Annotated in this window: 27 protein-coding genes and 2 pseudogenes; 12 read left to right on the forward strand and 17 right to left on the reverse strand. The window is 61.3% G+C overall.

Translation table 11 applies throughout. From position 1 onward, the window contains the following. The first annotated feature begins 35 nt into the window (after positions 1-35). Positions 36-500: a TIGR02444 family protein gene (locus tag AD665_RS01525; protein ID WP_024780538.1), complete on the forward strand. Its 465-nt coding sequence runs from the start codon at positions 36-38 to the stop codon at positions 498-500. Here the strand turns inward: AD665_RS01525 and AD665_RS01530 are convergent. After that, the gene (locus AD665_RS01530) at positions 497-1,588 is read right to left on the reverse strand and encodes an AlgP family protein (RefSeq protein ID WP_024780539.1); all 1,092 of its coding nucleotides are present in this window, start codon (positions 1,586-1,588) and stop codon (positions 497-499) included. The genes AD665_RS01525 and AD665_RS01530 overlap by 4 nt on opposite strands. A gap of 191 nt (positions 1,589-1,779) precedes the next feature. Between AD665_RS01530 and AD665_RS01535 the strand changes: the two genes are divergently transcribed. Further along, on the forward strand, positions 1,780-2,445 hold the full coding sequence (locus tag AD665_RS01535; protein WP_024780540.1) for an FKBP-type peptidyl-prolyl cis-trans isomerase: 666 nt from the start codon (positions 1,780-1,782) through the stop codon (positions 2,443-2,445). Positions 2,446-2,502: 57 nt separating this feature from the next. On the opposite strand, the gene AD665_RS01540 is transcribed toward AD665_RS01535, so the two are convergent. The 8 genes and pseudogenes from AD665_RS01540 to AD665_RS28060 form a co-directional block, all read right to left on the reverse strand. After that, on the reverse strand, positions 2,503-2,961 hold the full coding sequence (locus AD665_RS01540; RefSeq protein WP_024780541.1) for an Rsd/AlgQ family anti-sigma factor: 459 nt from the start codon (positions 2,959-2,961) through the stop codon (positions 2,503-2,505). Between the two features lie 175 nt (positions 2,962-3,136). Then, positions 3,137-3,679, reverse strand: a complete 543-nt coding sequence (locus AD665_RS01545) for a disulfide bond formation protein B (protein WP_024780542.1) — start codon at positions 3,677-3,679, stop codon at positions 3,137-3,139. Positions 3,680-3,919: 240 nt separating this feature from the next. Then, on the reverse strand, positions 3,920-5,167 hold the full coding sequence (locus tag AD665_RS01550; RefSeq protein WP_024780543.1) for a heme biosynthesis protein HemY: 1,248 nt from the start codon (positions 5,165-5,167) through the stop codon (positions 3,920-3,922). Further along, positions 5,164-6,294 carry a uroporphyrinogen-III C-methyltransferase gene (locus AD665_RS27730; RefSeq protein ID WP_053191288.1) on the reverse strand — a complete coding sequence of 377 codons (1,131 nt, stop codon included), beginning with the start codon at positions 6,292-6,294 and terminating at the stop codon, positions 5,164-5,166. The genes AD665_RS01550 and AD665_RS27730 overlap by 4 nt, the downstream gene beginning before the upstream one ends. 36 nt (positions 6,295-6,330) lie before the next feature. Next, positions 6,331-7,074: pseudogene (locus tag AD665_RS27735) on the reverse strand (uroporphyrinogen-III synthase); the annotation flags it as partial. Next, complete coding sequence (gene hemC, locus AD665_RS01560) at positions 7,074-8,015, reverse strand: hydroxymethylbilane synthase (protein WP_053190614.1); 942 nt, start codon at positions 8,013-8,015, stop codon at positions 7,074-7,076. The gene hemC and the pseudogene AD665_RS27735, both read right to left, overlap by 1 nt. Positions 8,016-8,153: 138 nt before the next feature. Then, the gene (locus AD665_RS01565) at positions 8,154-8,900 is read right to left on the reverse strand and encodes a LytR/AlgR family response regulator transcription factor (RefSeq protein ID WP_024780546.1); all 747 of its coding nucleotides are present in this window, start codon (positions 8,898-8,900) and stop codon (positions 8,154-8,156) included. Beyond that, a pseudogene (locus AD665_RS28060) lies at positions 8,897-9,046 on the reverse strand (sensor histidine kinase); the annotation flags it as partial. The gene AD665_RS01565 and the pseudogene AD665_RS28060, both read right to left, overlap by 4 nt. 314 nt (positions 9,047-9,360) lie before the next feature. Between AD665_RS28060 and argH the strand changes: the two are divergent. Next, positions 9,361-10,755: an argininosuccinate lyase gene (gene argH, locus AD665_RS01570; RefSeq protein ID WP_024780547.1), complete on the forward strand. Its 1,395-nt coding sequence runs from the start codon at positions 9,361-9,363 to the stop codon at positions 10,753-10,755. 130 nt (positions 10,756-10,885) lie between these two features. Here argH and AD665_RS01575 read toward each other — a convergent pair whose 3' ends face one another. Next, positions 10,886-11,545: a glutathione S-transferase family protein gene (locus AD665_RS01575; protein ID WP_024780548.1), complete on the reverse strand. Its 660-nt coding sequence runs from the start codon at positions 11,543-11,545 to the stop codon at positions 10,886-10,888. A gap of 124 nt (positions 11,546-11,669) precedes the next feature. On the opposite strand from AD665_RS01575, the gene AD665_RS01580 reads away from it, so the two are divergent. From AD665_RS01580 to AD665_RS01590, 3 genes are all read left to right on the forward strand, one after another. Further along, positions 11,670-11,954: a hypothetical protein gene (locus AD665_RS01580; protein WP_024780549.1), complete on the forward strand. Its 285-nt coding sequence runs from the start codon at positions 11,670-11,672 to the stop codon at positions 11,952-11,954. Between the two features lie 233 nt (positions 11,955-12,187). Continuing rightward, on the forward strand, positions 12,188-12,433 hold the full coding sequence (locus tag AD665_RS01585; RefSeq protein WP_024780550.1) for a TIGR02647 family protein: 246 nt from the start codon (positions 12,188-12,190) through the stop codon (positions 12,431-12,433). A 176-nt stretch (positions 12,434-12,609) separates the two neighbouring features. Further along, a complete protein-coding gene (locus AD665_RS01590) occupies positions 12,610-15,453 on the forward strand; it encodes a class I adenylate cyclase (RefSeq protein ID WP_053190615.1) in 2,844 nt (947 codons plus the stop codon). Between the two features lie 5 nt (positions 15,454-15,458). Here AD665_RS01590 and rnk read toward each other — a convergent pair whose 3' ends face one another. From rnk to cyaY, 3 genes are all read right to left on the reverse strand, one after another. Continuing rightward, positions 15,459-15,869, reverse strand: coding sequence for a nucleoside diphosphate kinase regulator (gene rnk, locus AD665_RS01595; protein ID WP_024780552.1), 411 nt, complete (start codon positions 15,867-15,869; stop codon positions 15,459-15,461). Positions 15,870-16,145: 276 nt separating this feature from the next. Then, positions 16,146-16,364: a DUF1289 domain-containing protein gene (locus AD665_RS01600; RefSeq protein WP_024780553.1), complete on the reverse strand. Its 219-nt coding sequence runs from the start codon at positions 16,362-16,364 to the stop codon at positions 16,146-16,148. A gap of 4 nt (positions 16,365-16,368) precedes the next feature. Continuing rightward, entirely contained in the window at positions 16,369-16,701 is a 333-nt protein-coding gene (gene cyaY, locus AD665_RS01605) for an iron donor protein CyaY (RefSeq protein WP_024780554.1), read from the reverse strand. A gap of 225 nt (positions 16,702-16,926) precedes the next feature. Here cyaY and lptM point away from each other — a divergent pair, with 225 nt between their 5' ends. Genes lptM through AD665_RS01630 form a run of 6 tightly spaced genes read left to right on the forward strand, consistent with a single transcriptional unit; the run spans position 16,927 to position 21,531 of the window. Next, complete coding sequence (lptM, locus tag AD665_RS26600; RefSeq protein ID WP_033034938.1) at positions 16,927-17,097, forward strand: LPS translocon maturation chaperone LptM; 171 nt, start codon at positions 16,927-16,929, stop codon at positions 17,095-17,097. A 9-nt stretch (positions 17,098-17,106) separates the two neighbouring features. Next, positions 17,107-18,354: a diaminopimelate decarboxylase gene (lysA, locus tag AD665_RS01610; protein WP_024780555.1), complete on the forward strand. Its 1,248-nt coding sequence runs from the start codon at positions 17,107-17,109 to the stop codon at positions 18,352-18,354. A gap of 4 nt (positions 18,355-18,358) precedes the next feature. Further along, positions 18,359-19,189, forward strand: coding sequence for a diaminopimelate epimerase (dapF, locus tag AD665_RS01615; protein WP_024780556.1), 831 nt, complete (start codon positions 18,359-18,361; stop codon positions 19,187-19,189). Positions 19,190-19,202: 13 nt separating this feature from the next. Then, entirely contained in the window at positions 19,203-19,928 is a 726-nt protein-coding gene (locus AD665_RS01620; protein ID WP_024780557.1) for a DUF484 family protein, read from the forward strand. A 2-nt stretch (positions 19,929-19,930) separates the two neighbouring features. Further along, positions 19,931-20,830, forward strand: coding sequence for a tyrosine recombinase XerC (gene xerC / locus AD665_RS01625; RefSeq protein ID WP_024780558.1), 900 nt, complete (start codon positions 19,931-19,933; stop codon positions 20,828-20,830). Next, the gene (locus AD665_RS01630; RefSeq protein WP_053190617.1) at positions 20,827-21,531 is read left to right on the forward strand and encodes an HAD family hydrolase; all 705 of its coding nucleotides are present in this window, start codon (positions 20,827-20,829) and stop codon (positions 21,529-21,531) included. Before xerC ends, AD665_RS01630 begins: the two co-directional genes overlap by 4 nt. A gap of 188 nt (positions 21,532-21,719) precedes the next feature. Here the strand turns inward: AD665_RS01630 and sutA are convergent, their stop codons facing one another. The 4 genes from sutA to glnK form a co-directional block, all read right to left on the reverse strand. Next, positions 21,720-22,043 (reverse strand): transcriptional regulator SutA, encoded by a 324-nt coding sequence (gene sutA / locus AD665_RS01635; protein ID WP_024780560.1) that lies wholly within the window; start codon positions 22,041-22,043, stop codon positions 21,720-21,722. 101 nt (positions 22,044-22,144) lie between these two features. Further along, positions 22,145-22,570 (reverse strand): secondary thiamine-phosphate synthase enzyme YjbQ, encoded by a 426-nt coding sequence (locus AD665_RS01640; RefSeq protein ID WP_024780561.1) that lies wholly within the window; start codon positions 22,568-22,570, stop codon positions 22,145-22,147. Positions 22,571-22,781: 211 nt separating this feature from the next. After that, entirely contained in the window at positions 22,782-24,116 is a 1,335-nt protein-coding gene (locus tag AD665_RS01645) for an ammonium transporter (RefSeq protein ID WP_024780562.1), read from the reverse strand. 34 nt (positions 24,117-24,150) lie between these two features. Beyond that, the gene (gene glnK / locus AD665_RS01650; RefSeq protein WP_002555808.1) at positions 24,151-24,489 is read right to left on the reverse strand and encodes a P-II family nitrogen regulator; all 339 of its coding nucleotides are present in this window, start codon (positions 24,487-24,489) and stop codon (positions 24,151-24,153) included. Positions 24,490-24,686 lie beyond the last annotated feature (197 nt).

The raw sequence follows: 24,686 nt of genomic DNA on the forward strand, positions 1-24,686 counted from the left end.
TACCAGCTTCGCTCGCAACTGGCGCGAGTAGCACGATGTCCTCTGACCTGTGGAAATTCTCCCTCGACCTCTATGCGCGGCCCGGCGTGGAGCCGATCTGTCTGGCATTGCAGGAGGCCGGCGCAAGCGTCTGCCTGCTGCTTTGCGGCCTGTGGCTGGAGCAGCGCGGCGTGGCCTGCGATGAACAAAGACTGCAACAGCTTCGGCAGCTGGCACAGTCTTGGGAAAAAGAGGTGGTGCAGCCACTACGGACGCTTCGCACCCAATGGAAAGCTGGCGCCCTGCAAGACACGGATCTCACTCATCTGCGCGAGCAGGTCAAGAAGCTGGAGCTGGAAGCCGAACGGTGTCTGCTGGAGCGATTGGAAGCAGTGGCTGCACGCTGGCCTGAGGGGCGTCAGAACGACTCGGCGCGATGGCTGCAAGGGCTGGCGGCGAGTGCCGGACCAGCGAACCACGACGCGCTGCATCAGTTGCGCGTCGTGGTCTCCAGTACTTAGGAAGCGCTGGTTGGGGTGCCGGTGCTCGGCGCAACGGAAGCCGATGGGCTGACCGTCGAAGCCGGGGTGCTGGCAGTTGGAACGGGGGTCGCTGTCGGGGCCGGCGATGCAGGCTTGGCAGCTGGCGCAGTCGCAGTTTTTGCCGCGGCTGGCTTTTTCACAGCGGGTTTTGCTGCTGGCTTGGCAGCGGCAGGTTTTGCTGTAACAGGCTTGGCAGCGGATTTGGTCGCAGCTGGTTTGGCAGCAGTTGGTTTAGTCGCAGCCTTGGCAGGCGCTTTGGCAGCGGCCGGTTTGGCAGCTGCAACAGGTTTGGCGGCAGCGGTTTTCGTCGCGGCAGGTTTGGCAGCAGCCGTTTTTGTCGTCGCTGGTTTGGCAACTGGCTTCGCCGCGACTGCTTTTGCAGGGGCTTTGGCGGCTGGCTTGGCCGCTGCGGTTTTCGTCGCGGCGGGTTTGGCGGCGACTGCTTTTTTAGCGGCCGGTTTCACAGCAGCTTTCGCAGCAGGCTTGGCGGCAGCTGTTTTTGCAACAGGCTTGGCGGCAGCTTTGACAGCCGGTTTTTTCGCCGCTGGTTTGGCTGCGCTGGCAGCGACCGATTTAGCAGCAGGCTTGGCTGGTGCTTTTGCCGGTGCTTTTGCCACGACGGGTTTAGCTACCGGTTTCTTGGCCGATACAGCGGCAGGCTTGGCAGCACGAAGCGTCAGCGCCTTGCCGGCAGCCTCTTGCACGCGACCAACGCCCTGAGCCAGCTTCAGGCTTTCCTGGGCATCACGCTTGAGCTGCAGAATGTAGGCGCGGGTTTCGGACTGACGATCCTTCAAGGCATCGAGCAGGTCTTCGAGTTCTTTGACGACATCCTTGGCCTTGGCTTGTGCCTTGGCCTTGCCGGCGTTAGCTGCGTCTTGCAGTTTGGTGCGCGACTTGTGCAGTTTTTCCTGCGCCTTGCCGCGTTGTTTTTCCAGTTTGGCGAGCAGTTTTTCAGCATCAGCCAGGGCTTGGGAGCAGGCGTTTTCCAAATGCTCGAGCAAGGCGCCCGAAAGTTGTTGGAGCAAGTGCAACGGAGTATTTACAGGCTTCTTGGTGGCCGACATGGTTTACCTCCTGACTGACGTGAGTGCGGCTCATACTAGACCTCTGCTGCAACCGCCGCTAGGGCATGTTGACAGTACACAGGGCGTTGCGTTGCAAGAGACAAAAAAACTTCTGCGCCATTGCCGGAGCAATCCCACTTCGCAGCAATCGGCGCTGGCATAATTCCTCCATTCGAGCCCGGAGAGCACACATGACGCGTCACCTGTTTTTCCTCCTGTGCATGGTTTGCTCCATGGTCCAGGCCGTCGAAAGAACCAGCGCAAACGATGCCCATGACCTGGCCTACAGCCTGGGCGCGAGCCTGGGTGAGCGCCTGCGCCAGGACGTGCCTGACCTGCAGATCCAGGCATTGGTGGAAGGTCTGCAACAGGCCTACCAGGGCAAGCCGCTGGCACTCAAGGATGAGCGCATCGAACAGATCCTGGCCAATCATCAGGCACAGCTGACAGCGCAATCGACGACACCACGGATTGAAGTGGCGCTGAAAACGGAGCAGAAATTTCTCAACGAGGAAAGAAACCGGCCAGGTGTAAAGCAGTTGGAAGACGGCATCCTGTTGACTGAACTCAAGCCCGGCAACGGGGTGAAAGCCGGTCCCCACGGCAAGGTGCAGGTGCTGTACACCGGTCGCTTGCCCGACGGTACCGTATTCGACTCCAACCACCAGGCGCAGTGGTTCAGTCTCGACAGTGTGATTGATGGCTGGCGCGTTGCGTTGCCGCAAATGCCCGTAGGCGCGAAATGGCGACTGGTAATTCCGTCGACCCAGGCCTATGGCGCGGAAGGGGCCGGGGATGTGATTCCACCGTTCACGCCACTGGTGTTCGAGATCGAATTGCTGGGTGCGACGAGCTGACATTGCCCATACGAAAAACGGTGCGCAATGCGCACCGTTTTTTTTGCCGCCAAGCGATCAAGCCTGAACTGCCGCCTCTTCCTTATGGGCGTTGTGCAGCACTTCAATCAGGCAGTCCTCCAGCTCGAACCGCTCGTGCAGAAGGCCACCGAGCTCCTTGAATTTTTCCGCTACGCATTTGCCTTCATCGCACAGGTCATTGAATGCCAGCAGCTTCTCGGTGATGACGTCGATGCGCGGGTAGATCTGCTCGGCGAGCTCCAGGCCACGCTTGTCGTTGAAGGCCTTGGCCTCGCCGGTGAGTTGCTCGTAGATCTCGAAATGCCCGGCAGAGACATAGTCCACCAGCACGCCGCAGAATTCCTGCAACGGCTTACGGCTTTCACCCAACACTTCAGGTTTGTCACCGAGAGCATCATAGGCTCGAACCAGTTCATGACGCTCCTGCAACCAGCGGTCGATCAGCAGATGCACCCCACCCCATCGTTCCTGAGCATTCTGACAACTTTCGAGCATGGCGATTTCTTCCCTTGTGAGTCATGCCCCTCGCAGCCTGCATACACCTTGATGATTCATGGCAAGCCGGACACAACATGATCGAGCGGCATAATTCCAATGATACGTGCGGGCCAGATTATGCCCGCACGACAGCCGCTTCAAGGTACGCAGACGACAAAGTTCATACAAGTGTTTAATCCGCGACCCGGACCAATTGCGACATCTTGTCGCCCAGCGGTCGGATCAGAGCGTTCCAGACCAGGCGAAGCAGCAGGTAGGTCATTGCAATGGAGACGGCGAGGAAAAACAGCAGGCTCCATTCGGGGATGCTCAAGTCGAACAATGTCCAGGTGACACCCGCACAATCGACCGCACCGTCCAGGGCTCGCTGCATGGCGCTCCACCATGAGCTGGCGCCCGTCATTTGGGCCGGGCAATCGGACATTGGCTCGAGCGAATGACTTTGCAACAGAACCTGACGCCATGCCAGGGCCATTCCTCCCGACACGAACACCAGGCCCGTCACCCCGTAAAGGATGCTGCCCTTTCGACCCGGGCCATGCATGCAGGCCGCGAAACCGTTCACCATGAACAGCACCAGGCACAAACGCTGCAAGACACACAGGCTGCAAGGCGTCAGACCGACTGCGTACTCCAGATAGCTGGCGATGCCCAAAGCCAGGGCTGCGGCCGCGGAAGCCATGAAAAACAAGAAGCGAGAGCAAGCCAAAGACATGGCGGTTCCGTAACAGAAGAGACAAGCAGTTACGGTAGAGGAAAGCCCTCGGGCCTTTCAAGGCGGGTCCGCGCAGACACTTCACCAAGGGTGTAGGGAATTCCCGACAGGAACGAGGGGATTCAGCGCAATCCCCTGTAGGACTTTCCCGAATACATCATTTGAGCCTTGAGCCAGGCAACGAAGGTCGACCGTCCGCCTGACAAAACCATCTCAAGCCGCCCGATACCCTGAGTTTTCTTAACTGGGCAGCGCCTGGGCCGGAACCGGTAATGGCGCAGCAAGCAAGCGCTCATCCAGCAACCCTAGGCCCTCCTGGAACAGCTGATTGCTGCGCTCGGCATCTCCCAGTTGCGCCAGTAGTCTTGCCAGTTCAGCACAGGCTTCCGGATTGCGCTGGATTCGCAGGCTGCCCTCCAGATAATCCCGCGCCTTGCCCCACAAGCTGTTCTGCAGACACAGGCGGCCCAACGTCAACAGCAGGCTGGAGTCGGCCGGATGATCCTTGAGCCAGCCTTCGGCTGCTTGCAGCTGTCGAGCTGGATCATTGCCACGGACCAACCCGTATAGACGCGCCAGGTGGCTGTCATAATGACGCTTGAGCGCGGTGCGCAATACTTCCTCGGCCTCGCCCTGCGCGCCCAGCTGTCGCAGTTGCTCGGCATAGGCCAACACCAGCGCCGGCTCCTGGCGCTGCGCAGAGGTCAGCTGTTGCCAGGCGCGGTTCAGCGATTGCAAGCCGACGCTGCCGTCTTCTTCACGATGGGCCGCCAGGGAGAGATTTTCACCCCAGGCCCGGCGTTCCAGTTCAGCCAGCTCCGCCGTCGGCAGGACCTTGTCCTTGCGCAGTTCCGGCAAGAGGCGAATCACCGCCGACCAATCACCGCGCTGCTGATGCAGCCGCTGCAGCTGGCGCAGGACCTGGACGTTATGGGGATGACGATCATGCATGGCTTGCAGAGTGACCAAGGCACCGTCGGTGTCGCCTCGATCCACCTGCAACTGCGCGTGGCTCAGCGCAATGGCCAGCTCCGCCTGAGGCTGGCGCTCCAAGGCGCGCTCCAGCAGATTGTCGCTTTGTTCATAAAGACCTTGTTCGTTGGCCGCACGGGCCGCGCCGAGGTAATACAGCAACGGCTGGCGCTCAGCTTCCGCGGCACGATGCAAATGCCTCTGGGCACTGGCCCAGCGACCTTCGGCAAGGTCCAGTTGACCGTGTTCGATCGCCACTTGTACGCGCCGGCTGCGATTGCGCCGCGACCACGGATTGACCACGCCGCCGGACGTGGTCACCAGGCCGATCAAGGCGCGCACGCCCCGCCACAACAGCCAGAGTACCGCCACCAACGCCAGGGTGACCCACAGGCCGGCTTCGTAGCGGAAGTTCTTGTACGCCACCAGCACGTAACCCGAATGCTCGGAAATCGCCACGCCCAACAGGGCGGCGGCAGCGATGACCACGAACAGAATCACGTAGAGACGCTTCATGGCGTGGCCCCCTGCTCAGCAGGCTTGGCCAGTGGCTTGACCGACTCCTCGGCATTCAGGTTGCGGCGTTCCAGGTAGGCCTGGACGCTGCTCAGGGTCGCGGTCAGGTCCGGTGTGACCACTGTCACCGGTTGTTTGGCCAGTTCAGCCACTCGCTCGAGCATGACTTTGCTCTGCGGGTTGTCCTGATTGAAGTTGTTCTTGAGTACATCGCGGGCCTCGACCAACGCCTGGGTATACACCGGCGTCTGCCCGTTCAGGGCCGCCCATTGCGCTTGCTCCAGCGCCAGACTCAACGCCAGGCGCACCTGCATCAGGCTCTGCCCGGCGAGCAGCGGACGGACGTTCTCGTCGGCATTGAAGTCGATGCGGATATAGCGCGATATCCGATCCCACCACTGCGCCCAGCGGCTGGCACCATCGCCATCGGCCGTCAGGCCCAGCAGGGACTCGCCACGATCCTTGTACTCCGGCGCCAGCTCCGTGAGTTGCAGCACTTGCTCACGCAAGGCTCCCAACTGGAGGAACAGCCCGGTGCGATCCGGCTGCTCGGTGCTGCGCAACGCCGCAAGCGTCTTGGCCAATTGCTCGCGGGCAGCGAACGAGCCCGGATCGTTCTGTTCCCGCAGGATTTCGTCGGCGCCCTGGACCAGGGCCTGGGCACTGCTGATGTCCTGCAAGGCGGAAAGGCGCAGGCTGGCAAGGCGCAACAGATGCTCGGCCTCGGCCAACCGCCAGTCCTTGCGACTGGCACCAAGAACGGTCTCCAGACGCTGGCTCAGGTGTTGCTGGTCGCCTTGCAGTTGGGCGACCTGACGCCGTCGCTCCTCCAGCTCTTCGGCCGCCGGCATCTGTGCGAGGCGCTCGCTGAGGCGTTGCTCACTGAGTTTGAGGTTCTGGGCCTGATCATTCAGTGCCTGGACCTGGGCGGACTGTTGCTGGTTGTTGGCCTGCAGGTGACGCACCTGCCAGACACCCCAGCCGCCAACGGCCACGCCAGCGGCCCCCAGCAGCAACGCGACAATGGCCAACCCGTTACCGCGACGCGGCGCTACCGGTGTCGGCGTTTCCACCGGTGAATCGATCACGGGTCGGTCTTGATCTTTTGGCAAGGCTGTTTCGCTCACGTGTCCATCCTTTGCATTAGAAAACGGCACGGATTGCTCCCGTAACGCCGCCAGCAAAGCCGCGGCACTGGCGCCACGACAATCCACAACTGATCGGGCCCCGGCGGCCCGCGCCATCTCGGCAACCCTTGGGCTTGGTACAAACAACGGCAACCGCGCCAGATCTGGCCACGCGGCACCCGCCAGGCGATGCAGATGCTCGAAGCTCTGCCCACTGCTGACCATGAGGGCGTTCAAGCGTTCCGCTTCGACCTTCGCCGGCAATTCACCGTCGCGATACGCTGGCAGGCTGCGCCGGTACAATTCCAGATACTCGACACTAGCACCTTGCTCGCGCAAGCGCTCTGCCAGCAAACCCCGGCCACCCTCGCCACGCACGATCAAAACCTGGGGACGAGTCCGGGAGAGAGCCTGACGCAACGCCGGGAGTTTAAGCAAGGCTTCGCTGTCGTCGCCATCGTCTGGATAAAACACCGTGAGGCCCGCATCGGCCAGGATCTGCCCGGTGGCCGCCCCCACGCTGAACCAGGGTTGCTTCGGCGGCTCGGGCCAATGTTCGCGCAGTTGCTCCAGGCACAGCCGGGCGGCCGGCTTACTGACGACGATCACGGCGCAGTACTGGTCGAGCCGCTGAAGCATCGCCCGGCCGGCATCGGACAAGGGAATCGGTTCAATATCCAGCAACGGCAAGCGACTGCTGAATATGCCGGCCTCGGCCAGGGCAGCCGCCAGGGCCGACGACTCGTCCTCCGGTCGGGTCAGCAGCAACCGCCAGCCCATCACGCGTGGCCAGCCTCGCCGTAGACTTTCTTGAGGATGTCGCCAGCGCCCTGCTTCAGCAAGTCTTCGGCGACCCGCACCCCCAGCCCTTCAGCATCGCCACGGGGCGCCCGGGCCTCGGAGCTGAGCAGCGTGCCGCCATCCGGATCGCCCACCAGGCCACGTAACCAGACTTGTTCGCCTTCAAGTACGGCATAGCAGGCAATCGGCACCTGGCAGCCACCGTTGAGGTGTTTGTTGAGGGCGCGCTCGGCAAAGACCCGCGTCGCGGTGTCTTCATGATGCAGGGGGGCCAGGAGTGCATGGACCTCGCTGTCAGCGCTGCGGCATTCGATGCCTACCGCTCCTTGCCCACCGGCCGGCAGGCTGTCGTCGACGCTGATGGCCGAGGTGATGCGGTCCTCGAAGCCCAGGCGGATCAGGCCGGCGGAGGCGAGGATAATGGCGTCGTACTCGCCAGCGTCGAGCTTGGCCAGGCGAGTGTTGACGTTGCCTCGCAGAAAGCGGATTTGCAGGTCAGGACGGCGGGTCAGCAACTGCGCCTGGCGACGCAGGCTGGACGTGCCGACCACGCTTGCGGCAGGCAGCGCTTCCAGGCTGGCAAAGGTATTGGAGACGAACGCATCGCGCGGGTCTTCCCGCTCGCAGATGCAAAACAGGCCCAGGCCTTCGGGGAAGTCCATGGGCACATCTTTCATCGAATGCACGGCGATGTCGGCTTCGTTGTTCAGCAGTGCGGTTTCCAGCTCCTTGACGAACAGACCCTTGCCGCCGATTTTCGACAGCGGCGAGTCCAACAGCTTGTCACCGCGACTGACCATGGGCACCAGCGTCACGATCAGGCCGGGATGGGCGGCTTCCAGACGGGCTTTGACGTATTCGGCCTGCCAGAGGGCCAGGGCGCTTTTACGGGTGGCGATGCGGATCTCGCGAGGGGACATGGATCAATCCGTACTTAAAAGATACGGCGGATAATAACAGCTCAGCCAAATCCGCTTTGACTTGAATCACGACCCCAAGGCCTCCCTGGCCGTCAATATCCTGGAAACTCGAAGGTGCAACGCCGTTGGGGCATTACGCTAGAGCTGCTGCATCATCTTGCGCACGCCGGCCACATGTCGCCGGCTGACAATCAGCGCGTCGCCATTGAGGCCTTTGAGAAACAGCTGGAAATGCCCGAGGGGCGTACGTTGCAGACGCTCGATGCGTTCGCGGGCCACCAGGGCATTGCGGTGGATGCGCACGAACCGCTCGCCGAACTCGTCCTCGAGGGCCTTGAGAGGCTCGTCCAGCAGCACCTCACCACTCTCATGACGCAAGGTCACGTACTTGTGGTCGGCAATGAAGTAGACCACCTGGTTCAATGGGATCAGTTCTATGCCCTTGCGGGTTCGCGCACTGATGTGGCTGCGTGGGCCGCTGCCACTTTCCGCTGCCGGACGGGTCAGCGCCGCCAGTTGCACGCGGTTGGGCCGTTCGGCCTTGCGCAAGGCGTCGAGCAACGCCTCGGAAGTCACCGGCTTGACCAGGTAGCCCACGGCACCGGCCTGCAACACCTCGGGTGGAAAATCGTCCCGAGCGGTGCAAAACACCACGGCGGGAGGCGACTCTCGTTCGCACAGCTTCGCCGCCACCTGCAGACCGTCCAGGCCAGGCATGCGGATGTCGAGCAGCACGATATCCGGCTTGTGGCTGTCGATAAGGGCCAACGCCTCTTCGCCATTGGTGGCGCTCGGCTCCAGGACACTGTAACCCTCGAGTTCGCCAACCATTCGGCTCAGGCGCTCGCGGGTCAGTGGTTCGTCATCAACGATCAGGACATTCATATTGCGCTGGATTCCTGCGTGAGTCTCGCACAAGGATAGCGTAGACAGGGGAAGTGACATCCGTCACCGCGATCCACGCTAAGACTCGCTCGAGGGCCAAAAAGTGCCGCGAGGCGGTTGCCTATCTTTACCAGCGCTTGCCGACCGATGCTCGAGGCCCGTTGCCGCACGGCGTCGCCGTAGGGATTGTTCATTTTCAATCTGATCAATATTGAGCCCCCCTGGTAGATTCGACCCATGCGCCATGATGGAAAAAGCAAAACTCCTATCGTCCACTGTAGACGGTTGCCAAGACGATATTGCTCAATCGGAAAATATCGTTGTGCAGAAACCGGCCTGAACGCCCGGCTCGTGCGCAAAAAACCTGCCGACCAGTGCCAGCGCCAGCCCCGGCAACCCTGCTATCATCCGCCGCAGCCTTTAACCCCTATTTTCTCCACAGCCGATCACGAGCGAATTCATGAGCACTGACAAGACCAATCAGTCCTGGGGCGGCCGCTTCAGTGAACCCGTCGACGCCTTCGTCGCCCGCTTCACCGCCTCCGTCAACTTTGACCAGCGCCTGTATCGACACGACATCATGGGTTCGATCGCCCACGCCACCATGCTGGCCAAGGTAGGCGTGCTGACCGATGCCGAGCGCGACAGCATCATTGATGGCCTGAAGACCATCCAGGGCGAAATCGACGCGGGTCAATTCGACTGGCGTGTCGATCTTGAAGACGTGCACATGAACATCGAAGCGCGCCTGACCGATCGCATCGGCGTGACCGGCAAGAAACTGCACACCGGCCGCAGCCGCAACGACCAGGTCGCCACCGATATCCGCTTGTGGCTGCGTGATGAAATCGACCTGATCCTGGCGGAGATCACCCGCCTGCAGAAAGGCCTGCTGGAACAGGCCGAACGTGAGGCCGAGAGCATCATGCCCGGCTTCACCCATCTGCAGACCGCTCAACCCGTGACTTTCGGGCATCACATGCTGGCCTGGTTCGAAATGCTCAGTCGCGACTACGAGCGCCTGGTCGACTGCCGCAAGCGCACCAACCGCATGCCCCTGGGCAGCGCCGCGCTGGCCGGCACCACCTACCCGATCGATCGCGAATACACCGCCCAACTGCTTGGCTTCGACGCCGTGGGCGGCAACTCGCTGGATAATGTCTCAGACCGCGACTTCGCCATCGAATTCTGCGCTGCCGCGAGCATCGCGATGATGCACCTGTCGCGCTTCTCCGAAGAGTTGGTGCTGTGGACCAGCGCGCAATTCCAGTTCATTGACCTGCCGGATCGCTTCTGCACCGGCAGCTCGATCATGCCGCAAAAGAAAAACCCCGACGTACCAGAACTGGTACGGGGCAAGAGCGGCCGGGTCTTCGGCGCGCTGATGGGCCTGCTGACCTTGATGAAAGGCCAACCGCTGGCCTACAACAAGGACAACCAGGAAGACAAGGAGCCGCTGTTCGACGCCGCCGACACCCTGCGTGACTCGCTGCGCGCCTTTGCCGACATGATCCCGGCCATCAAGCCCAAACATGCGGTAATGCGCGAAGCGGCCCTGCGTGGTTTCTCCACGGCGACAGACCTGGCCGATTACCTGGTGCGCCGTGGCCTGCCATTCCGCGATTGCCACGAAATTGTCGGTCATGCCGTGAAATACGGGGTCGACAACGGCAAGGATCTGGCCGAGATGAGCCTGGACGAACTGCGCCAGTTCAGCGACCAGATTGAGCAGGACGTGTTTGCGGTCCTGACCCTGGAGGGCTCGGTCAACGCCCGCGACCATATCGGCGGCACGGCACCGGCGCAGGTCAAGGCTGCCGTGGTGCGCGGCCAGGCGCTGCTTGCAAGCCGCTAAAAGCTAAAAAGCTTCGCGAGCAAGCCCGCTCCCACATGGGATCTCCAATGAACACAAACTTGTGGACATATAAAGATCCAATGAGGGAGCGGGCTTGCTCGCGAATGCGACCTCAAGAACGCCAAAGACCCTACTTCTTGGCAGCGATCATCGCCAAAAACGCCGGCATTCCCTCCTCCCTGTCAGCCGCAATCCGCTGCACGTTCGGATTCTCTCCCAACCGCTCCATCAGTGCCTTGGCTGCCGGCACGTCCGCGAACAGGTCGATATCGAACAGCTTTTTGCCCACCTGTAAGGCTGGCGAAACACCATAGAGAAAGTACAAGTCGGCAATGCTCAAGCTGTCGCCCGCGACATAGGGTGAGAACTTGCCGTGCCTGCCCAGCGAGGCGAACCCCAGCAGCAGTTCAGCCTTGCTCTTTTCCTTGATGGCATCGGGTACTGTCATGCCGAAGAATGCCTCGGCGTAGCAGGCTCGCCCGGGCAGCTCGATGTACAACTCGATCTCCCGGCACAGGGCCAGGACCCGGGCACGTTCAAACGGATCGGCGGGCAGCAGGGCTTTGCCCGGTTGGGTTTGCTCGATGTACTCGAGGATCACGCTGGTTTCATTGATGAAGCCGTGGTCGGTTTTCAGCACCGGCACTTTGCCCCGCGGGCTGATGGCGAGTACGTCCGGAGTCTGGCTGCCATAGAACGGCACTTCTTCGAAGGGCACCCCCTTCTCCAGCAACGCCAGCTTGACCATGTTGTAATAGTTACTGGCGCAGAAACCATAAAGCTTGAGCATTGCAAATACCTCCAGTCCGTGTGGGGTGGGCAGCCTTGCGTTATAGACTGTCGGGGCATTTCGCGCCAGGCGCATCACGCCGCTGAATGCAGGTAAACTGGCGCCTTTCCCATAGGAGCCAGCCATGAGCGAGCCAACCGACATCGACAACGATGAAGAAGAATTCGTCGAGTCGACCCTGATCGAAGCCATTGAAAACCAGATCGAAAGCGGAAACCCGCCAGCAGCCAAGGCCACCTTCAATAAACTGACCCTGGTCAATTACGAGCGCGAAGAGATCCTCAACCTCATGGCCCATGTATTGGCCTTCGAGATCGACGCCATGCTCGATGAAGACCGCCCGTTCGACACCCAATGGTATGAAGAGGCGTTGCGCAAGCTGCCTGAGTTGCCACCGGAAAAGAACTGAAGCCGCTGCGGCGGGAGGGACGGCCTCAAACACTGTGGGAGCAAGGCTTGCCCGCGATGAAACCGATGCGATCGCTCATGAATCGAGGCGCCTGCATCGCGAGCAAGCTTTGCGCCCACACACGCTCCATCGCCCAAAACAAAAAAAGCCTGCCTCTGACACTGGACAGCTCGACCGAGTACGCTCACCTTAGTGACGCTATCGTCCATATTCCTAGAAAGTCTGGAGTCCTTATGTCGCTTACCCCTGAGCTGGTTGCCGAACTGGAAATCCTTGCACTCTTCAACCTGGACAGTTCCCAGGAAGGCCTGAAAATCCATCAGACCGCTGCCCCTAAAGCCATTGCCGCTGCCCAACGCCTGTACGACAAGGAACTGATCACCCAACCCGACGGTGGTTATCTGACCAGCCTGGGTCGTGACGCCGCGCAAAATGTACAAACCGTCCTGACGATACTCAGCGTTCAAGAAGCCGCCTGACTCCTCCTATCGCCCACGGAAATCCGCTTCGCCGGATTTCCGCAGGCGCGGGCGCCTTGCGTGAAAAATCTGACGTCCAGGCCCTACTTTCAGTTTAAGAATTCCCCAACCCGGACGCTAAACTTCCATCACCTCTGATTTCCCACGTTCGACGCCGCGAGCCGGTTTGAGCCGACATGACCCGCAATCACGAAATACGCCCCGATCTGGACGAGGGAATCGACCGTAAGGTCCTCGGCCAACTGCGCGCACGTTTTCTCAAGCTCAACACCGTCCGGATGGATCGCGCCATGGAGGGCTTGTCGCCTCGCCAGCAAGGCGTGTTGACGCTGCTCCCGCTGTTTTTCCACGTCAACCATCCGCTGCTGCCAGGCTACGTATCCGGCAGTACACCGGCCGGGCTGTCGAACTACGAACCCGACGCCAACGTCCTCGCCGACGCCCAGCGACTGACCCGCTCGTTCTCCTACAAGCCACGCCATGGCAGCAACCCGCCGCGCCCCATCCTGGGCTTGTACCTGATGGGCAGCCTGGGCACGCTCGCCCAGGCTGATCAGAGCGACATGGATGTCTGGGTCTGCCATGGGCCGAACCTGAGCGACGACGAACTGGCCGAGTTGCGCAAGAAGTGCCAGTTGCTCGAAGCCTGGGCGGCGACCCAGGGCGCCGAAGCCCATTTTTTTCTGATCGATCCGGCCCGGTTCGTGCGGGGTGAGCGGGACAATCAACTCAGTTCCGACGATTGCGGTACGACCCAGCATTACCTGTTGCTGGACGAGTTCTACCGCACGGCGATCTGGCTGGCCGGGCGTACACCGATCTGGTGGCTGGTGCCGGTGTACGAGGAAGACAACTATGAGGAATACACCCATACGTTGCTTTCCAAGCGCTTCATCCGCGCCGATGAGACCCTGGACCTCGGGCACTTGGCCTACATTCCACCGGGCGAGTTCATCGGCGCCGGGCTCTGGCAATTGTTCAAGGGCATCGAGTCGCCCTACAAATCCGTGCTCAAACTGCTGCTGACCGAGGTCTACGCCAGCGAACACCCCAATGTCCGCTGCCTGAGCCTGCGCTTCAAACAGGCCGTGTTCGCCAATCGCCTGGATCTGGAGGAACTGGACCCCTATATGCTGGTTTACCGCCGCATCGAGGAGTACCTCAACGCTCGCGGTGAATCCGAGCGCCTGGAACTGATCCGGCGTGCGCTGTACCTGAAGGTCAATCGCAAGCTCACCGGCCAAGGTCGCAGCAGCGGCTGGCAACGGGTACTGCTTGAGCGCCTGGCCAGGGAATGGGGCTGGGACCCGCGCCAACTCGCGCTACTGGACAGCCGCAGCCAGTGGAAAGTGCGCCAGGTCAGCAACGAACGTCGCGCGCTGGTCAACGAACTGACCTACAGCTATCGCTTCCTGACCCAGTTCGCCCGCACCGAAAAAACCGTCAGCCTGATCAACAAGCGTGACCTCAACGTCCTTGGCCGCCGGTTGTATGCAGCCTTCGAACGCAAGGCCGACAAGGTCGAGTTCATCAATCCGGGCATCGCCCCGGACCTGGCCGAGGACACCCTGACGCTGGTCCAGTCGCCCAACAAGAAAGAACCCGGGCAGAACCAGTGGGGCCTCTACAACGGCAGCCTCAACGCTCTGGAGTGGGAAAATTTCGCGCCGATCAAGCGCAGCCGTGAACTGCTGGAGCTGCTGACCTGGTGCCATCGCAACGGCGTGATCGACAGCAGTACACGCCTGGCGCTGCACCCGGGTGACAGTGACTTGAGCGAGTTCGAACTGTTCAACCTGCTGGGCAGCCTGCAACAGGCCATCGCCTTGCCGCTGGTCACGGTCGACGAAGAACAGCTGCTGCACGCCAGCGTCCCCAGTGAAGTGCTGGTCCTGGTGAACGTCGGCGTCGACCCGCTCAAGCATCACCGTGACCTGAATATCCTGATGACTACCGAGCGCACCGACTCCCTGAGCTACGCCGGGGTCCGGGAAAACCTGGTACTGACGCTCGACCAGGTTACGCTTAACAGCTGGAATGAGGTGCTGGTCAACCGCTTCGATGGCGAGCACGCGCTGCTCGACTGTCTGCGCGACTACCTCAACGACCTGCCCGCCACTGCGCGCCAGCCGCGCTTGCAGGTACGTTGTTTCTGCCACAACCGGGCGCAGTTCATTGCACGGCGGGTCGAAGAAGTCATCGAAACAGCCCAGACCCTGCTGCTGAGCAGACTCAACCACCGCTATTTGCTGAAGGTGCAGCAGTATTATCACGTGCTGGAACTGGTTCCCGGCCAGGTCAGGCACGTGGCGCTGAGCAGCCTGTCGGCATTGCTGGATTACCTGGGCGAAGAGCTGAGCACCTACAGCCCGCTGCACCTGGACCCGATGGCCCTGGAAGACCACGACCTGGCGCTGATCCTGCCTATGGGCCAGCCCGAATGCATCCAGGTGTTCTACCGGGTCAATGAGGACGACGCCGAACTGTATGTGCTCGATGAGCTCAATGCCCTGTGGCATCAGCGCCTGCCCTATCACGACGAAAACAGCCTGCTGGTGCCACTTCAGCGTTTTCTGCAATCGGTGCTGTACCGTCGGGACGCCTTGCTGTCGATGGACACCGACCAGCCGTTGAACCTGGAAACCCTGTACTACCAACTCCTGCCCTCAGGCAACGGACGCGCACGCCGGATCGAAATACGCCCGGTGCCGCAGACATCCGAGAACAAGCCGTTCTACGACGTGCAAGCCATTATCGGCAAAGCGACCCATGGCCAGGTCCACGTTACACTGTACTGCAATCAACAGGAGTTTTCGGAACTGGAGCATGGCGACCAGCTGTTCCGTGTAGTCGCCAGCGAGATCGTCGAGCAGCGCCGCGAGGCCGAACGCTATCGCTGCTACATCACCGACCTGGACCTCTCGGGCCTGGTGGGTGACAGCGCCTGCTCAAGCAATCTGTACCTGCGCTACAAGGCCGATCTGGAGCGCGCCCTGAACGAAGCGCTGGCTCTGGTCTGAAGCCCTCAGAGGTGGAAATCGCCGCCCGCTTCGGGCTGGTATTCCACCGCCAGCAACGTCAACTTCAACGTCTTGCCGCCCGGCGCCGGCCAATCGATGTGCTGGCCGACCTTCAGCCCCAGCAAGGCGCTGCCAACCGGCGCGAGGATCGAGACCTTGCCTTCGTCGGCATTCGCGTCCTGTGGATAAACCAGGGTCAGGTGGTAATCCTTGCCGCTGCCTTCCTCGCGGCAATGCACGCGAGCGTTCATGGTCACGACATCGGCGGGCACGTCTTCGTGGCTCACCAGGGTCTCGGCGCGGTCCAGTTCTGTCTGCAACGCAACCACGCCCGGCAGCGTTTCGTCGAGACTGTCGATCAGGCGCTCCAGACGTTGTACGTCCAGGCGGGTAAGAGTGATGGAAGGTGCGGTCATGATCCAGGCAGACTCCTTTCTTCTGCACGAAAAAAGCAAAACCCCGCCACAAAAAGACGGGGTTTTTCACAGGCCTCGGTAAGTTGAGGCGTAGCCGGACACTATCACAGCTCAAAAAATATACAAGCGAGGTGGGTTTGCACATCCACATGTGGCGAGGGGATTTATCCCCGTTGGGCTGCGAAGCGGCCCTAAAACCTGACACCTCGGCATGCCGATAGACTGCTATGGGGCTGCTGCGCAGCCCAGCGGGGATAAATCCCCTCGCCACATTGATCACGCCAAGGCTTTGCGTTGCGCCGCCTCGGCACAGATCACCCGCCGGCGCCCATCATCGGCCGAGCGCCATTCACGGATATCCTCCACATGGCGGAAACAGCCGAGGCAAACCTTCTGCTCATCCAGCTTGCACACGCCGGTACACGGCGACGACACGGCAGGGCTGACGTTGCTGTAGAGCGGCTTGGGTGGCCGCGCAGGGGCGGTCTGATTCATGTTGCTACAGACCTTCGAACTCAAGTTCCACACCGGCCTGCTGCTTGACGACACGCTCGAGCATTTCGCCCAATTGCTCCTCGCTCTTGTCGCACATCCAGCGCTCGCTTTCCTCGTCGTAGTCGAAGTGGAAGCCACCGGACACCGCCGCCAGCCACAACTGCCGCAACGGCTCCTGGCGACTGAAGATCAACTGGCTGCCATTTTCGAACTTGACGGTGAGCACGCCGGCGGAGCTTTCCAGATCGATGTCCAGTTCGCTCTCGTCGAAGATATCCTCCAGCATTTGCTGGGCGGTATCGACCAGATCGTGAAAGCGGGCTTCAGTCAAACTCATTGCGGCAACCTCGAAAATGTCTGCTCATGCTCAAGCGCCGCAAGATACGGACGCTCCCCGACGATTGCAAAGGATAACCGACAACCACCGCCGGGGGCCGTGAAATGTCCATGGAACCGGACATATAGGCCAGCAGCCCCGCCGGACGGGAACCCCGTTGCATAGGCAAGCCGTCGGGTGGCCGGTATACTCCGGCGCAATTAACGCATTTTCAAGGATTTCGCCATGAAGCGCCTGATCTCTTCCCTTGCTGCGCTCGTCGCGGTTGCCTGCCTTGTGACGGCCTGTGGTCAAAAAGGTCCGCTGTACCTGCCTGATGACAGCAAGTCCCCTGAAGAGCAGGCCAAATCGTCGCAATCCAAGTCCCACTCGCACGACACCCAAACCACCTACTAAGGGAACGCCATGGACGCCTTTAACTACCGTGGCGGGGAGCTGTTCGCGGAGGGTGTAGCCCTGTCCGCCATTGCCGAACGTTTCGGCACGCCGACCTACGTCTACTCCCGTGCGCACATCGAGGCCCAATACCGGACCTTCGCTGACGCTCTCACCGGCATGCCGCACCTGGTGTGCTTCGCTGTGAAAGCCAACTCGAATCTGGGTGTGCTCAACATCCTCGCGCGCCTGGGTGCCGGCTTCGACATCGTCTCCGGCGGCGAGCTCGAACGGGTGCTGGCAGCTGGCGGCAGCCCGGACAAGATCGTCTTTTCCGGCGTCGGCAAGACCCGTGAGGACATGCGGCGCGCCCTGGAAGTCGGCGTGCATTGCTTCAACATCGAATCCACCGACGAACTGGAACGCCTGCAGGTCGTTGCCGCCGAGCTGGGCGTGCGCGCACCGGTTTCCCTGCGCGTGAACCCGGACGTCGATGCCGGCACCCACCCGTACATTTCCACCGGTCTCAAGGAAAACAAGTTCGGCATCGCCATTGCCGACGCCGAAGACGTCTACGTACGTGCCGCCCAACTGCCGAACCTGGAAGTACTGGGCGTCGATTGCCACATCGGCTCGCAACTGACCACCCTTGAACCCTTCCTTGATGCGCTCGACCGCCTGCTGGCGCTGATCGACCGTCTCGGCGATTGCGGCATCTACCTGCGTCATATCGACCTGGGTGGCGGTGTCGGTGTGCGTTACCGCGATGAAGAGCCGCCCTTGGTGGCCGACTACATCAAGGCCGTTCGTGAGCGCCTCGAAGGTCGTGACCTGGCGCTGATGTTCGAGCCGGGTCGCTACATCGTGGCCAACGCCGGCGTGCTGCTGACCCAGGTCGAGTACCTCAAGCACACCGAGCACAAGGATTTCGCCATCGTCGACGCGGCCATGAACGACCTGATCCGCCCGGCGCTGTACCAGGCGTGGATGGATGTGACGGCCGTGCGCCCCCGCAATACCACTGCCCGCAGCTACGACATCGTCGGTCCGATCTGCGAAACCGGTGACTTCCTGGCCAAGGGTCGGGAGCTGGCACTGGAGGAAGGCGACCTGCTGGCGGTGCATTCAGCCGGTGCCTACGGGTTTGTCATGAGCTCCAACTACAACACCCGCGGCCGCTGCGCCGAGGTGCTGGTGGACGGTGATCAAGCATTCGAAGTGCGTCGCCGCGAGACGGTAGCCGAGTTGTTTGCCGGCGAAAGCCTGCTACCGGAGTAAAACCATGCTGCTGCGTTTTACCAAGATGCACGGCCTGGGCAATGACTTCATGGTTCTCGACCTGGTCAGCCAGCACGCGCACATCCTGCCCAAACATGCCAAGCAATGGGGCGACCGGCACACCGGTATCGGTTTCGACCAACTGCTGATCGTCGAGGCACCCAATAACCCGGACGTGGACTTTCGTTACCGGATCTTCAACGCCGACGGTTCGGAAGTGGAACAATGCGGCAACGGTGCACGCTGCTTCGCCCGCTTCGTGCTGGACAAGCGTCTGACGGCCAAGCGCAGGATTCGCGTCGAGACCAAAAGCGGCATAATCGAGCTGGACGTGCGCAGCGACGGCCAGATCGGCGTCAACATGGGCGCTCCACGCCTGGTGCCGGCAGATATTCCGTTTGAAGCACCGGCCCAGGCCCTGAATTACCAGCTGGACGTCAACGGCACCACGGTGGAGCTGGCGGCGGTGTCCATGGGCAATCCCCATGCCGTGCTGCGGGTCAGCGACATCAATAGCGCGCCAGTGCATGAACTGGGGCCGAAGATCGAGAACCACCCGCGCTTTCCAGCACGGGTGAACGTGGGCTTCCTGCAGGTCATCGACCGTCACCGCGCGCAATTGCGGGTCTGGGAGCGCGGTGCCGGGGAGACCCAGGCCTGCGGCACCGGCGCCTGCGCCGCCGCAGTCGCTGCGATCAGCCAGGGGTGGATGGATTCGCCCCTGCTGATCGACCTGCCGGGCGGGCGCTTGTCCATCGAGTGGGCAGGCCTCGGCCAACCGGTGATGATGACCGGCCCGGCAGTACGCGTATACGAAGGACAAGTCCGTCTTTGAATGAGCCAAACCCATGACCGACAAGCCACAGGTTCCAGCGCCACAGCCCGATGAATCCTCGAGCCCGCTTCCGGAGGCCGCGGCGGTGGCCGCTTACCTGGAGGCTCATCCGGACTTTTTCGTCCAGCGTGAAGACTTGCTTTCAGTGATGCGCATCCCCCATCGGCGCGGCGACACCGTGTCGCTGGTGGAGCACCAGATGAAAATCCTGCGTGAGCGCAACATCGAAATGCGCCATCGCCTTTCGCACCTGATGGACGTCGCCCGGGACAACGACCGGCTCTTCGACAAGACCCGGCGCCTGATCCTGGCCCTGATGGACGCCAGCACCCTTGAAGATCTGGTCATGAGCGTCGAAGACAGTCTGCGCCAGGATTTCCAGGTGCCCTTTGTCAGCCTGATCCTGTTCGGTGACAACGCCATGCCGGTGGGTCGCTGGGTGACCCATGCCGAAGCGCAGACGGCCATTGGCGGCCTGCTCACCGAGAACAAAAGCGTCAGTGGCAGCCTGCGCGAACATGAGCTGGATTTTCTGTTCGGTGAAGAACAGCGCAAGCAGATTGGCTCCACCGCCGTCGTCGCCATCGCCCATCAAGGTGTACACGGCGTGCTGGCCATCGCCAGCCGCGACCCGCAGCACTACAAGAGTTCGGTGGGCACGCTGTTCCTGAGCTACATCGCCGAAGTCACCGGCCGGGTACTGCCACGGGTTGCCGGTTCCCTGCGCTCGGTACGCTGATGATGGAACGACAGCTGGACGCCTACTGCGAACACCTGCGCAGTGAGCGCCAGGTGTCACCCCACACGTTGTCGGCCTATCGCCGCGACCTGGAAAAAGTGCTGGGCTGGTGCCAGAAACAGAACGTCGGCAGTTGGCAGGCGCTGGATATCCAGCGCCTGCGCAGCCTGGTCGCACGCCTGCATCAGCAGGGACAGTCTTCCCGCAGCCTGGCGCGCCTGCTCTCGGCGGTACGCGGCCTGTATCACTATCTCAACCGCGAAGGCCTGTGCGATCACGATCCGGCCACCGGCCTGGCACCGCCCAAGGGCGAGCGTCGCCTGCCGAAAACCCTCGATACCGACCGCGCGCTGCAATTGCTTGAAGGCGCGGTCGAAGATGACTTCCTGGCGCGACGGGACCAGGCGATTCTCGAACTGTTCTATTCCTCCGGCCTGCGGCTTTCCGAGCTGACGGGATTGAACCTGGATCAACTGGACCTGGCCGACGGCATGGTCCAGGTGCTCGGCAAGGGCAGCAAGACCCGCCTGCTGCCCATTGGCCGCAAGGCCCGGGAAGCCCTGGAGCTGTGGCTACCGTTGCGAGCACTGAGCAATCCTGCCGATGATGCGGTATTCGTCAGCCAACAAGGGCGGCGCCTCGGTCCGCGGGCAATCCAGGTACGGGTCAAGGCCGCCGGCGAACGGGAGCTGGGGCAGAACCTGCACCCGCACATGCTCAGGCACTCCTTTGCCAGCCATGTGCTGGAGTCCTCCCAGGACCTGCGCGCCGTGCAGGAGCTGCTGGGCCACTCGGACATCAAGACCACTCAGATCTATACCCACCTGGACTTCCAGCACCTGGCGACGGTCTATGACAGTGCCCATCCCAGGGCCAAACGCATCAAGGGCGACGAATCATGACCATTGAGCTCATCACTTTCGACCTCGACGACACCTTGTGGGATACCGCTCCGGTGATCGCCACAGCCGAAGCCGTTCTCCGCCAGTGGCTGACCGACAACGCACCGAACCTGGGCGGCGTGCCAGTGGAGCACCTCTGGACGATTCGCGAACAGGTATTGCGCGAAGAGCCTGGCCTGAAGCATCGCATCAGCGCATTACGCCGGCGGGTGCTGTTCCGCGCGCTGCAAGAAGCCGGCTATGACCAGTGGCAAGCGTCCGAGCTGGCGGACCAGGGGTTCGAGACGTTCCTGCATGCTCGCCATCAATTGGAGGTGTTTCCCGAGGTGCAACCCACCCTGGAAATCCTCGCCAACCACTTCGCCCTCGGCGTGGTCACCAATGGCAACGCCGATGTGCGGCGCCTCGGGCTGGCGGATTACTTCAAGTTCGCGCTGTGTGCCGAGGACATCGGTATCGCCAAACCTGATGCGCGGCTGTTCCACGAGGCCCTGCAACGCGGCGGTGCCACGGCGCAGACCGCCGTGCACGTTGGCGATCATCCCGGTGACGATATTGCCGGCGCCCAACAGGCCGGCCTGCGGGCGGTATGGTTCAATCCGACAGGCAAGGCCTGGGATGCCGACCATGCGCCGGATGCAGAGATCCGCAGCCTGACCGAGTTGCCGGGGTTGTTGGCGGGGTGGCATGGCCAGGGCTGAGTCCGAGAACACCACTAAACCCTGTGGGAGCGAGCCTGCTCGCGATGAGGGAGTGCCAGTGACATTCATTTAACAGACACACCGCCATCGCGAGCAGGCTCGCTCCCACAAGGGCCGGCGCAACAGTTTTATGCCCATGAAAAAGCCCGCGACGACGGCGGGCTTTTTCGGCAAGCAGGAAGCAGAACTCAGATAGGGCGGCTGCCGTACTTGTTGTCAGGCTTCTTGGGCGGATCGGCGACCACATTGGCCTCCACTTCCTGCACCTTTCCGCCCCTGGCCAGGAATTCTTCCATGGCCTTGGCGAGCGCATCACGCTCCTTGTTCTTGGCCTCTACGCTCGGCAACTCGTCGACCGACACCGCAGCCTTGGCCTTACCCTTGGCGGTCGGGGCCGGTATATCGGCGCCATCGTCGTCGGCAACGTCTTCGGCCGCCGCTTCCAGGCCGTCTTCGGCCTCGTCTTCTTCACCTACTTCGAGGTCGTCGTTTTCCAGATCATCGTCGCTCATGTTCTACCTCATGACTTGCGAAAAGCAGATTAGTTATAGCCCAGCTACGCCATCTGTCGAAGGCTGCCAGAAAAAATTCAACATCCACCGGCAATCGGCGGTCATGCCCCTTCACCGTACAAGGTGGCGAGGACTTTACGAGCACCGCCATGATCACGGTGCTCGCCCAGATAAACACCTTGCCAGGTACCCAGTGCCAGTCGCCCGTCCGTCACCGGAAGGCTGAGCTGACATCCCAGCACGCTGGCCTTGAAGTGCGCCGGGAGGTCGTCCAGGCCTTCGTCGTTGTGCTCATAATCGGCAGTTCCTTGTGGGATCAGCCGATTGAAAAATCGTTCGAAGTCTCGACGTACCGCCGGATCGGCGTTCTCGTTGATGGTCAACGAGGCCGAGGTATGCTGCAGCCACAGATGCAACAGACCGACGCGACAAGCCCGTAGTTCAGGCAGGCCGGCGAGCAACTCGTCCGTCACCAGATGAAAGCCCCGGGGCCTTGCCCGCAGGGTGATCAGCGTCTGTTGCCACATACAGTTCTCCGCACGCTCGGCGCGCATTCTAGCGCGCTCAGGAAAAAAACAAAGAGCCTAATATTCCACCTTCGACGTAAGCCTTTGGCGCCGGAAAACCCTTGTCACCCACAAGACAGAAAGACTTCGGAAAAACTGGCTCTTCCTGTGAGCGTTGACAAATTCCAGGCAAAAAAATGCCCGGCGAACCGGGCATATTTTTTGCCTGGGTTTACAGGTTGTAACCCCGCTCGTTGTGCTGGGCCAGATCCAGGCCAACGGCCTCTTCTTCCTCGGAGACACGCAGCCCCATGACGGCATCCAGGACCTTGAGGATGATGAAGGTGACGATCGCGGTGTAGATCACCGTGAAGCCCACGCCTTTGACTTGAATCCACACTTGCGCAGCAATGTCCGTCACTGTGCCGAAGCCACCCAGTGCAGGCGCTGCAAATACGCCGGTGAGGATCGCACCGAGGATACCGCCGATGCCATGCACGCCGAAGGCATCCAGGGAATCGTCATAGCCGAGTTTGCGTTTGAGGGTGGTTGCGCAGAAGAAGCACACCACGCCCGCCGCCAGGCCGATGACCAGGGCGCCCATCGGGCCCACGGTGCCGGCAGCCGGAGTAATCGCAACCAGACCCGCCACCACGCCTGAAGCAATGCCCAGTGCGCTTGGCTTGCCGTGGGTGATCCACTCGGCAAACATCCAGCCCAATGCTGCGGCAGCGGTAGCAATTTGAGTGACCAGCATGGCCATGCCGGCCGTGCCGTTGGCGGCGACGGCGGAACCGGCGTTGAAGCCGAACCAGCCGACCCACAGCATGGCGGCGCCCATCAGGGTGTAACCCAGGTTATGCGGCGCCATTGGTGTGGTCGGGAAGCCTTTGCGCTTGCCCAGTACCAGGCACGCCACCAGGCCTGCGATACCGGCGTTGATGTGCACCACGGTGCCGCCGGCGAAGTCGAGCACGCCCCAGTCCCACAGCAGGCCGCCGTTACCGGACCAGACCATGTGCGCAATCGGCGCATACACCAGGGTGAACCACACGCCCATGAAGATGAGCATGGCGGAGAATTTCATCCGCTCGGCAAAGGCGCCAACGATCAGGGCCGGGGTGATAATGGCGAAGGTCATCTGGAAAGTGACGAATACTGCTTCAGGGAACAGCGCTGTCGGACCGGTGATGCTCGCCGGGGTCACGCCCGCCAGGAACGCCTTGCCCAGGCCACCGACGAAGGAGTTGAAGTTGACGACGCCCTGTTCCATGCCGGTGGTGTCGAACGCAATGCTGTAGCCATAGATGACCCACAGGATGCTGATCAGACCGGTAATGGCGAAGCACTGCATCATCACGGAAAGAAGGTTTTTCGACCGAACCATGCCGCCGTAGAACAGCGCCAGGCCAGGAATGGTCATGAACAGTACAAGAATGGTGGACGTCAGCATCCAGGCGGTGTCGCCGGAGTTGAGGACAGGGGCTGCCGCTTCTTCTGCCATGGCCAGGCCAGGCATTACGAAGGACAACAGGGCTCCTAGCCCTGCGAATTTACGCAGAGTCATATTGTTTTCTCCTGGGGCGTTGGGTTTGGCGGCTTTAGATGGCGTCGGTATCGGTTTCGCCGGTACGGATGCGAATAGCCTGTTCCAGATTGACCACAAAGATCTTTCCGTCACCGATCTTGCCGGTGTTGGCGGCCTTGGTGATTGCCTCGATCACCCGGTCAAGATCCTTGTCGTCAATGGCGACGTCGATCTTCACCTTGGGCAGGAAATCGACCACGTATTCCGCGCCGCGATACAGCTCGGTGTGACCTTTCTGCCGGCCGAAGCCTTTGACCTCAGTAACGGTGATGCCCTGCACGCCGATCTCGGACAACGACTCGCGCACATCGTCCAGTTTGAACGGCTTGATGATGGCAGTGACTAGCTTCATGAAACTCTCTCCCGAATTGGTGGACTTGCCCCAGGAAAACAAACCCGACTCAAGTCTAAGCGCAGTGCCTGGCTTTGTAACGCACCGTCGGCCCAAGTTGTCCGACCAGCGCCAGTCAACCGTGCCAGCCGCAGCTCCCCGCTTCGTCTGGCTGCACTGCATTCGTCACAACGACTGCATCAGTGCATGGGTCATGA

Source organism: Pseudomonas corrugata (genome assembly GCF_001269905.1).
Taxonomy (GTDB): domain Bacteria; phylum Pseudomonadota; class Gammaproteobacteria; order Pseudomonadales; family Pseudomonadaceae; genus Aquipseudomonas; species Aquipseudomonas corrugata.

Bases quoted from the DNA above. Each gene is read 5' to 3' on its own strand.
- AD665_RS01620 (WP_024780557.1), top strand. From the start codon at position 19,203: ATGACCGACAAGCCACAGGTTCCAGCGCCACAGCCCGATGAATCCTCG.
- AD665_RS01540 (WP_024780541.1), bottom strand. From the start codon at position 2,961: ATGCTCGAAAGTTGTCAGAATGCTCAGGAACGATGGGGTGGGGTGCAT.
- lysA (WP_024780555.1), top strand. From the start codon at position 17,107: ATGGACGCCTTTAACTACCGTGGCGGGGAGCTGTTCGCGGAGGGTGTA.
- AD665_RS01580 (WP_024780549.1), top strand. From the start codon at position 11,670: ATGAGCGAGCCAACCGACATCGACAACGATGAAGAAGAATTCGTCGAG.
- AD665_RS01585 (WP_024780550.1), top strand. From the start codon at position 12,188: ATGTCGCTTACCCCTGAGCTGGTTGCCGAACTGGAAATCCTTGCACTC.
- AD665_RS01525 (WP_024780538.1), top strand. From the start codon at position 36: ATGTCCTCTGACCTGTGGAAATTCTCCCTCGACCTCTATGCGCGGCCC.
- argH (WP_024780547.1), top strand. From the start codon at position 9,361: ATGAGCACTGACAAGACCAATCAGTCCTGGGGCGGCCGCTTCAGTGAA.
- AD665_RS01530 (WP_024780539.1), bottom strand. From the start codon at position 1,588: ATGTCGGCCACCAAGAAGCCTGTAAATACTCCGTTGCACTTGCTCCAA.
- xerC (WP_024780558.1), top strand. From the start codon at position 19,931: ATGGAACGACAGCTGGACGCCTACTGCGAACACCTGCGCAGTGAGCGC.
- hemC (WP_053190614.1), bottom strand. From the start codon at position 8,015: ATGTCCCCTCGCGAGATCCGCATCGCCACCCGTAAAAGCGCCCTGGCC.
- AD665_RS01600 (WP_024780553.1), bottom strand. From the start codon at position 16,364: ATGAATCAGACCGCCCCTGCGCGGCCACCCAAGCCGCTCTACAGCAAC.
- AD665_RS01535 (WP_024780540.1), top strand. From the start codon at position 1,780: ATGACGCGTCACCTGTTTTTCCTCCTGTGCATGGTTTGCTCCATGGTC.
- AD665_RS01590 (WP_053190615.1), top strand. From the start codon at position 12,610: ATGACCCGCAATCACGAAATACGCCCCGATCTGGACGAGGGAATCGAC.
- rnk (WP_024780552.1), bottom strand. From the start codon at position 15,869: ATGACCGCACCTTCCATCACTCTTACCCGCCTGGACGTACAACGTCTG.
- AD665_RS01565 (WP_024780546.1), bottom strand. From the start codon at position 8,900: ATGAATGTCCTGATCGTTGATGACGAACCACTGACCCGCGAGCGCCTG.
- sutA (WP_024780560.1), bottom strand. From the start codon at position 22,043: ATGAGCGACGATGATCTGGAAAACGACGACCTCGAAGTAGGTGAAGAA.
- AD665_RS01640 (WP_024780561.1), bottom strand. From the start codon at position 22,570: ATGTGGCAACAGACGCTGATCACCCTGCGGGCAAGGCCCCGGGGCTTT.
- AD665_RS01645 (WP_024780562.1), bottom strand. From the start codon at position 24,116: ATGACTCTGCGTAAATTCGCAGGGCTAGGAGCCCTGTTGTCCTTCGTA.
- dapF (WP_024780556.1), top strand. From the start codon at position 18,359: ATGCTGCTGCGTTTTACCAAGATGCACGGCCTGGGCAATGACTTCATG.
- glnK (WP_002555808.1), bottom strand. From the start codon at position 24,489: ATGAAGCTAGTCACTGCCATCATCAAGCCGTTCAAACTGGACGATGTG.
- AD665_RS01630 (WP_053190617.1), top strand. From the start codon at position 20,827: ATGACCATTGAGCTCATCACTTTCGACCTCGACGACACCTTGTGGGAT.
- cyaY (WP_024780554.1), bottom strand. From the start codon at position 16,701: ATGAGTTTGACTGAAGCCCGCTTTCACGATCTGGTCGATACCGCCCAG.
- lptM (WP_033034938.1), top strand. From the start codon at position 16,927: ATGAAGCGCCTGATCTCTTCCCTTGCTGCGCTCGTCGCGGTTGCCTGC.
- AD665_RS01550 (WP_024780543.1), bottom strand. From the start codon at position 5,167: ATGAAGCGTCTCTACGTGATTCTGTTCGTGGTCATCGCTGCCGCCGCC.
- AD665_RS01575 (WP_024780548.1), bottom strand. From the start codon at position 11,545: ATGCTCAAGCTTTATGGTTTCTGCGCCAGTAACTATTACAACATGGTC.
- AD665_RS01545 (WP_024780542.1), bottom strand. From the start codon at position 3,679: ATGTCTTTGGCTTGCTCTCGCTTCTTGTTTTTCATGGCTTCCGCGGCC.